Raw genomic sequence first — 7,463 nt, forward strand, 5'->3', positions numbered from 1 at the left:
CCGTCGGGAGGGCCCGACGGAGCGGGCGGGGGTCAGGGGCGGCCGGGGGTCAGGAGCTGACAGGGATCAGAAGCCGGCCGGCCAGGCGTCGGCCAGCATGGCGCGGGTGTCCGCGAGGAGCTGCGGCAGCACCCTCGTGTGGCCGACGACCGGCATGAAGTTGGTGTCGCCGCCCCAGCGCGGCACCACATGCTGGTGGAGGTGGGCGGCGATCCCGGCACCGGCCGAAGTCCCCTGGTTCATCCCGATGTTGAAGCCGTGCGCCCCCGACGCGGCGCGGAGCGCGGTCATCGCCCGCTGGGTGAAGAGCCCGAGCTCGGCGGTCTCCGCCTCGTCCAGCTCCGTGTAGTCGGCGACGTGGCGGAAGGGGACGACCATCAGATGCCCGCCGTTGTACGGGTAGAGGTTGAGCACCGCGTACACCCGCTCACCGCGCGCGATCACCAGCCCGTCCTCGTCGGATTTGGACGGGATGGAGCAGAAGGGACAGCCGTCCTCGGCGCCCGGCCCGGTGGGCTTGTTCTCACCCTGGATGTAGGCCATCCGATGGGGCGTCCACAGGCGCTGGAACGCGTCCTGGGTCCCCACTCCGATCTGCTGCTCCGGCTCACTCGTCATGTTGTGCAGCATATGACTTCGCCCGTGTGAGGCGTGTCGCCGGGCCCGCACCGGCCGCCGCCCGGCGATGCTGGCCCGATGCATGTCCGCAACCGTCCCGACCGGCTGCGCGGCTGGGAGCGGCGTACGGAGCTGCCGCTGCTCGTGGCCTCGCCGCTCTTCCTCGCCTGCTACGCGGTACGCGTCCTCGCCGAGGGCCCCGACCCGTTCTGGCGGAACCTCGCGCTGGCGCTCTCCCTGCTGATCTGGGCCGCCTTCGTGGTGGACTACGGCGTACGGCTCGTCCTCAGCGGCGAGGGCGCGCGCTTCGTCCGGACGCACTGGCTCGACACGGTCGTGGTGATCCTGCCGCTGCTGCGGCCGCTGCGGATCGTGAACACGTACATGGCGATCCAGCGGCGGCGCGACCGCCCCCGGCTGAGTCTGTACGGGCGGGTGATGGCGTACGCGAGCATCACCGCCGGCCTGCTCACCTTCGCCGCCGCGCTCGCCGTCTACCAGCAGGAACGGGGCGCGCCCGGCGCCACGATCCTCACCTTCGGGGACTCCGTCTGGTGGGCCTGCTCGGCGATCACCACGGTCGGTTACGGCGATGTGACCCCGGTGACGCCGCTCGGCCGGCTGTACGCGGTCGGTCTGATGATGTGCGGGCTGGCGCTGCTGGGCGCGGTCACCGGGTCGTTCTCGTCCTGGCTGATCCAGGTCTTCGGCCGGGAGGACAAGGAGCGGCCCCCGGCGGGCTGATGCCTGCCGGGGGCCGCTCCGATGCCACCCTACGGGTGACGGGGCGTGTCAGACCTGTACGCGGCGCTCCACCACGTCGAGGAGCTTCGCCAGCGCCTGGTCGCGCGGCACGCCGTTCTCCTGCGAACCGTCGCGGTACCGGAAGGAGACCGTGCCCGCGTTCATGTCCTCGTCACCGACGAGAATCATGAAGGGGACCTTCAGCTTCTGGTGGTTCCTGATCTTCTTCTGCATCCGGTCGGAGGAGGCGTCCACCTCGACCCGCAGCCCCTTGGCCTTCGCCGCCTTCGCGAAGTCCTGGAGGTACTCGACGTGCGCCTCGCCGATCGGGATGCCGACCGCCTGCACCGGCGCCAGCCAGACCGGGAACGCGCCCGCGTAGTGCTCCAGCAGCACCGCGAAGAACCGCTCGATCGAGCCGAAGAGCGCGCGGTGGATCATCACCGGGCGCTGCTTGGAGCCGTCCGGCGAGGTGTACTCCAGGTCGAAGCGCTCCGGCAGGTTGAAGTCGAGCTGCACGGTCGACATCTGCCAGGTACGGCCGATCGCGTCCCGCGCCTGTACCGAGATCTTCGGGCCGTAGAACGCGGCGCCGCCCGGGTCGGGGACGAGCGGCAGCCCCTGCTTCTCGGCCACCTTGCGCAGCGTCTCGGTGGCCTCCTCCCACGCCTCGTCCGTGCCGACGAACTTCTCGGGGTCCTTGGTGGACAGCTCCAGGTAGAAGTCGGTCAGCCCGTAGTCGCGCAGCAGGTTGAGCACGAACGTCAGCGTCGAGTCCAGCTCGTCCGCCATCTGCTCGCGGGTGCAGTAGATGTGCGCGTCGTCCTGGGTGAAGCCGCGGGCCCGGGTCAGGCCGTGCACCACGCCGGACTTCTCGTACCGGTAGACCGTCCCGAACTCGAAGAGCCGCAGCGGCAGCTCACGGTAGGAGCGGCCCCGGGCGTCGAAGATCAGGTTGTGCATGGGGCAGTTCATGGGCTTGAGGTAGTAGTCCACGCCCTCGTCGAGCTGCATGGGCGGGTACATGCCGTCGGCGTACCAGTCCAGGTGCCCGGACTTCTCGAAGAGCTTCCCCTTGGTGGCGTGCGGGGTGTAGACGAACTCGTACCCCTCCTCCTCGTGCCGGCGGCGCGAGTAGTCCTCCATGGCCCGGCGGATGATGCCGCCCTTGGGGTGGAAGACGGCGAGCCCGGAGCCGACCTCGTCGGGGAAGGAGAAGAGGTCCAGCTCGTTGCCGAGCTTGCGGTGGTCGCGCTTCTCGGCCTCGGCGAGGAACTCCAGATGTGCCTTCAGCTCCTCCTTCGACGGCCACGCGGTGCCGTAGATGCGCTGGAGCATCGGGTTCTTCTCGCTGCCGCGCCAGTAGGCGGCGGCGTTCCGCATCAGCTTGAACGCCGGGATGTTCCGGGTGGTCGGCAGGTGCGGGCCGCGGCAGAGGTCCTTCCAGCACAGCTCGCCGGTCTTCGCGTCCAGGTTGTCGTAGATGGTCAGCTCGCCGCCGCCCACCTCGACGTCCGCGCCGTCGTCGGTCGAGGCCGCGCCCTTGATGCCGATGAGCTCCAGCTTGTACGGCTCGCCGGCGAGTTCCTCGCGCGCCGCCTCGTCCGTGACGACCCGGCGCGAGAAGCGCTGGCCGCGCTTCTGGATCTCCTGCATCTTCTTCTCGATGGCCTTGAGGTCATCGGGGGTGAAGGGGGTCTCGACGTCGAAGTCGTAGTAGAAGCCGTCCTTGACCGGCGGGCCGATGCCCAGCTTCGCCTCGGGGTGCAGCTCCTGCACGGCCTGTGCCATCACGTGCGCGGTGGAGTGGCGCAGGATGTTCAGGCCGTCCTCGGAGGAGATCTCGACGGGCTCCACGACCTCGCCCTCGCCGATCGCGTACGCGAGGTCCTTCAGCTCGCCGTCCACCCGGGCGGCGACGACGGTACGCTCACCGGGGAAGAGTTCGGCCGCCGTAGTGCCCGTCGTCACCACGCGCTCTTCCCGCTCGGAATCGCGTTGGATGATCACACGGACGTCTGACACCGGTCTCTCCTGACTTCTGGGGTGCGCACCCCGCGCATGGCGTACGCACTGCGCATCGTACCGAGCCCGGCGGGCAGCCCGCGAAAGGGTTTGTCCGCCCGGTCCCCGCCCGGCCCCCGCGCGGTCCTCCCCCGGTCCCCGGCGGCCTCCTGGGCCCTCACCGCCCCACCCGTCACCAGGTGAAACAGGTCCGACACGGTGCGTATGGAGGGACCTGTCCGGGTATCACCCCCTGGATGGGTGCGAGAGGCTCGGGGGTTCGGCGATGACGTGTTGGTACGAGGGGCCGCTGGCCGCGTTCGGCGCCGGTACGACGGGGGTGGACGCCGAGAAGGACCGGATCGTGTCCGCCGCGCTGATCGTCCAGGACACGGCGGGGATACGGCCGAGAGTACGGCGCTGGCTGGTGAACCCGGGCGTGCCCGTGCCGCACGGGGCCGCCGAGGCGCACGGACTGACCGACGAGTTCCTGCACCGCAACGGCCGCTGGCCGGCGCCCGTGGTGGAGGAGGTGGCCAGGGCGCTGGCCGAGCAGTGCGCGGCGGGCCGGCCGCTGGTGGTGATGAACGCGCCGTTCGGCCTGACGCTCCTCGACCGGGAGCTGCGGCGCCATCGCGCCTCGTCGCTCGGCCGCCGGCTGGAGAACGTCTCGCTGTGCGTGCTGGATCCGCTGGTCCTCGACCGGCATCTCGACCGGTACCGCAAGGGCAGCCGCGATCTCACCGGGCTGTGCGCCCAGTACGCGGTGGGGGCGGACGGGGCGCTCGACACGGCGGCCGGCGAACCGGCCGGGCCCGCCCGGCCGACCGGATCCGACCTCGCGACCGGACCCGACCTCCCGGTCGGCCCCGGCCTGCCGACCGGACCGGCCGGGCCGTCCGCTCCGGCCGCCCTGTCGACCCTCTCGGCCCTGTCGGCACTGGAGTTGGTCCGGGCGATCGGCCGCCGGTTCGCGCCCCGGATGGCGCGACTCTCGCCCCATGAGCTGCACGCGCTCCAGGCCGTCTGGCATGTGACGCAGACGCGGGGACCCCAGGCGTGGTTCTCGCGCGGCGCCGGGGAGGGCGCGTCGCATCCCGCCTGGCCGCTCCGTCCCGAACGGCCCGCCGCTGCCGCCTGATCCGAGCGCCGGGGACCCGGGCCCGGAACGCGCGAAGGCCGGTCCGTCGTCGACGGACCGGCCTTTCCCGGTGGGCGATACTGGGTTCGAACCAGTGACCTCTTCGGTGTGAACGAAGCGCTCTCCCACTGAGCTAATCGCCCGGGAACGACCTGAACCATACAGGCCCCGGCGGCCTTCGTTCAAACCGGTTCCGACGTACTCAGACGCGGATCTGAGTAGCCGGACCCATGGCAGGGGCTGTGTCCCGGGCCACACTCCGTCGTATGGAGAACGTTCCGCACCCCGCCCGGGAACTGGCGCTCATCGACCAGGAATTGACCCGGCTCGACGCACGCAGAGGCCAGCTGCTGGCGCGCCGCTCGTATCTGACGGCCGTGTCCGCCCGGCCCGGGCCGGAGCCCACCGCCCGGCCCGTGGCCGCCGGCGCCACCGCCTCCCCCTCCGCGCCGCCGAGCGCCCAGAATGTACTGCTCGCCCTCGGCGGCGTGCTGCTGACGGTCGCCGCGATCGCCTTCACCCTGGTGAGCTGGGGCCACCTCGGCATCGGCGGCCGCTCCGCGGTGCTGACCGTGATCACCCTCGCCGCGCTGGCCGCGCCCGCCGCGCTGCTGCGCCGGGGGCTCTCCTCGACGGCCGAGGCCGTGGCGGCGTTCGCGCTGGTGCTCACGGCGCTCGACGCGTACGCGGTGTACGCGGTGGCGCTGCCCGGGGTGGACGGGCTCCGTTACACCGCGGCCGCCTGTGCCGCGCTCGCCGCGCTCTGGGGTGGCTACGGGGCGCTGCTCGGCCGGTTGCGCGGCCCGCTGCCCGTCGCGGTGGTGACCGCTCAACTCCCGCCGCTCCTCTGGTCGGTGGCGGCCAGCGCGGGAACCCTGGGGGTGGGGTGGGCGCTGCTGGCGACGGCCGCGGCGGACACCGTGGTGGCGCTGTGGCTCGCCGCGCGCCACGCGGCGAAGCCGCCGCGGGGCGCCTCGGGGAGGGCCGCGCGGAGCCTGGTGGTGGCCGCCGCGTTCGCGACCGCGGGGGTGGCGCTGCTCCTGGCGGGGTGGTCGTCGGTGCCCGCGGGGACCCCGGCCGCGATGGCCGGGCCCGCCGCGCTGCTGCTCACCGGGGCGGCGCTCGGGCTGCTGGTGGCCTGGCGGGCACCGGAGGCGGCGTTCGTGCCCGCGGCGGGAGCGGGGCTCGCCTCGGTCGTCGCGGTGGGCGGCGTGGTGCGTACGGTCGTGCCGGCGGGCTGGGCCGTGCTCGGGTATCTGCTCTGCGCCGTCGGGCTGCTGACGGTCGTACGGGCCGGGCTGCCGCGTGCGGTACGGCAGGGGTTCGGCGCGGCGGGCGGCGCCGTGACGGTGGCCGCGCTGCCCTGGGCGCTGCCCTCGGTCGCGGCCACGCTGCTGGGCGGCGCGACCCGGATCACGGAGATCTGGTCGGGGGCGCCCGAGGGCACGCGGGCGGCGCTCGGCGTGCACCTCGCGTCGGCCTGGCAGGTCACGGCGCCGCTGGTGCTGGCGACGGCCGCCGGGACGCTGGCCGTCGCGTACCGGTGGCTGCCGCGGCTCGCGGCGGGCGTGGTGCCGGTCGCCGATGTACGGCGGCCCCGTGCGGCGGCGCTGTGCGGTGCGGGGGTGCTCGGCTGGGCCGCGGTGCTGGTGGTGCCGGTCGTGGGCGATCTGCCCTACGCGGCGGCGCTGGCGGTCCCGCTGGGCCTGACCACGGTGGCGCTGGCGCTCGCCGTCCGCCCCCACGCGGCCCTGGGGCCGGCCGGGGCGTACACCGCGCTGGTCCTCGCGCTGGCGGGCGCGGCGGCCGTCGCGCCGCTCTCCCTCGCGACCCGGCCCGCGACGCTGACCGTGCTCGCGGCGCTGACGGCGCTGTTCGCGGGGGCGGCCGTGGCGCTGCGGACCGTACCCGCGCAAGGCCCGGACGGCGCCCCGAGCCTCGGCCCGGCGCTCGGGGAGCCGGTGCGCGCGCTCCTCGGCTGCCTCGCCGTCGGCTGCGCGGCGGCCCTGGTCGGCGCGGCGACGGCGGCGGCCGGGCTGTCCGCCGGGGCCACGGCGGTGGCGCTGCTCGCCGTCCCGGCGGCGGTGGCGCTGCTCGGCGCCCGGCTGCGCGAGCATCCCGTGGCGGTGCCGGTGGAGTGCGCGGGCGCCGCGGCCGGGCTCCTGGCGATCACGCCGGCCCTGGGGCGTCCCCCGGTGCTGGCGCTGGTCCTCGCGCTGTGCGGGGTGATCGCGGCGGGCACGGCGGTGCGCGCCGAGCGGCGCCGGGTGGCCGGGTACGCGGCGACGGTGCTCTTCGTCGTGGCGGCGTGGGTACGGCTGGCCGCGTCCGGGGTGTCGATGCCCGAGGCGTACACGCTGCCGGTGACCGTGGCCGCGCTGGCCGTGGGGGTGGTGCGGCGGCGCCGTGACCCGGAGGCGTCGTCGTGGACGGCGTACGGGCCGGGGCTGGGGGCGACGCTGGCGCCGAGCCTGCTGGCGGCGTGGGGCGACCCGCACTGGGCGCGCCCGCTGCTGCTGGGGCTCGCCGCCCTGGCGCTGACGCTGGCCGGGGCGAGGCTGCGGCTCCAGGCGCTCCTGGTGCTGGGCGGGGCGGCGCTGGCGCTGGTCGCGCTGCACGAGCTGGCGCCGTACGTCGTGCAGGTGGTGGGCGCGCTGCCGCGCTGGCTGCCGCCGGCCCTGGCGGGGCTGCTCCTGCTCGGCGTGGGCGCCACGTACGAGCAGCGGCTGCGGGACGCCCGGCGGGTGCGCCGGGGCCTGGGCCGGATGCGCTGACCACCACGGGGCGCCGACCGGAAACGACCGAGGTCCCGACGACGTTTCCGTCGTCGGGGCCGCGGGTGCGGGTGGGCGGTACGGGGGTGGGACCAGTGGCCACGTGGGTGTGAACGAAGCGCTCGCCCACCTGTCTCTTATAAACAACTGACCCTGCCCACGAAACAATTAGTGTATATCAA

The 7,463-nt window shown here is 73.9% G+C and carries 5 protein-coding genes and 1 tRNA gene; 3 read left to right on the forward strand and 3 right to left on the reverse strand.

Annotated features, from left to right (window positions below; all coding sequences use genetic code 11):
• Nucleotides 1–66 precede the first annotated feature (66 nt).
• Complete coding sequence (locus tag ACFTZC_RS04525; RefSeq protein ID WP_382886789.1) at nt 67–630, reverse strand: HIT family protein; 564 nt, start codon at nt 628–630, stop codon at nt 67–69.
• Between the two features lie 66 nt (nt 631–696).
• Between ACFTZC_RS04525 and ACFTZC_RS04530 the strand changes: the two genes are divergently transcribed.
• Nucleotides 697–1,362, forward strand: a complete 666-nt coding sequence (locus ACFTZC_RS04530; protein WP_382886790.1) for a potassium channel family protein — start codon at nt 697–699, stop codon at nt 1,360–1,362.
• 48 nt (nt 1,363–1,410) lie between these two features.
• On the opposite strand, the gene thrS is transcribed toward ACFTZC_RS04530, so the two are convergent.
• Nucleotides 1,411–3,387, reverse strand: a complete 1,977-nt coding sequence (gene thrS / locus ACFTZC_RS04535; protein ID WP_382886791.1) for a threonine--tRNA ligase — start codon at nt 3,385–3,387, stop codon at nt 1,411–1,413.
• A 265-nt stretch (nt 3,388–3,652) separates the two neighbouring features.
• Here thrS and ACFTZC_RS04540 point away from each other — a divergent pair, with 265 nt between their 5' ends.
• Nucleotides 3,653–4,507 carry a 3'-5' exonuclease gene (locus ACFTZC_RS04540; protein ID WP_382886793.1) on the forward strand — a complete coding sequence of 285 codons (855 nt, stop codon included), beginning with the start codon at nt 3,653–3,655 and terminating at the stop codon, nt 4,505–4,507.
• Nucleotides 4,508–4,578: 71 nt separating this feature from the next.
• Here the strand turns inward: ACFTZC_RS04540 and ACFTZC_RS04545 are convergent.
• Nucleotides 4,579–4,650: transfer RNA gene (locus tag ACFTZC_RS04545), tRNA-Val, on the reverse strand.
• A 123-nt stretch (nt 4,651–4,773) separates the two neighbouring features.
• Here ACFTZC_RS04545 and ACFTZC_RS04550 point away from each other — a divergent pair.
• Nucleotides 4,774–7,281, forward strand: a complete 2,508-nt coding sequence (locus tag ACFTZC_RS04550) for an SCO7613 C-terminal domain-containing membrane protein (RefSeq protein ID WP_382886795.1) — start codon at nt 4,774–4,776, stop codon at nt 7,279–7,281.
• Nucleotides 7,282–7,463 lie beyond the last annotated feature (182 nt).

Source organism: Streptomyces sp. NPDC056987, from assembly GCF_042673865.1.
Lineage (GTDB): Bacteria > Actinomycetota > Actinomycetes > Streptomycetales > Streptomycetaceae > Streptomyces.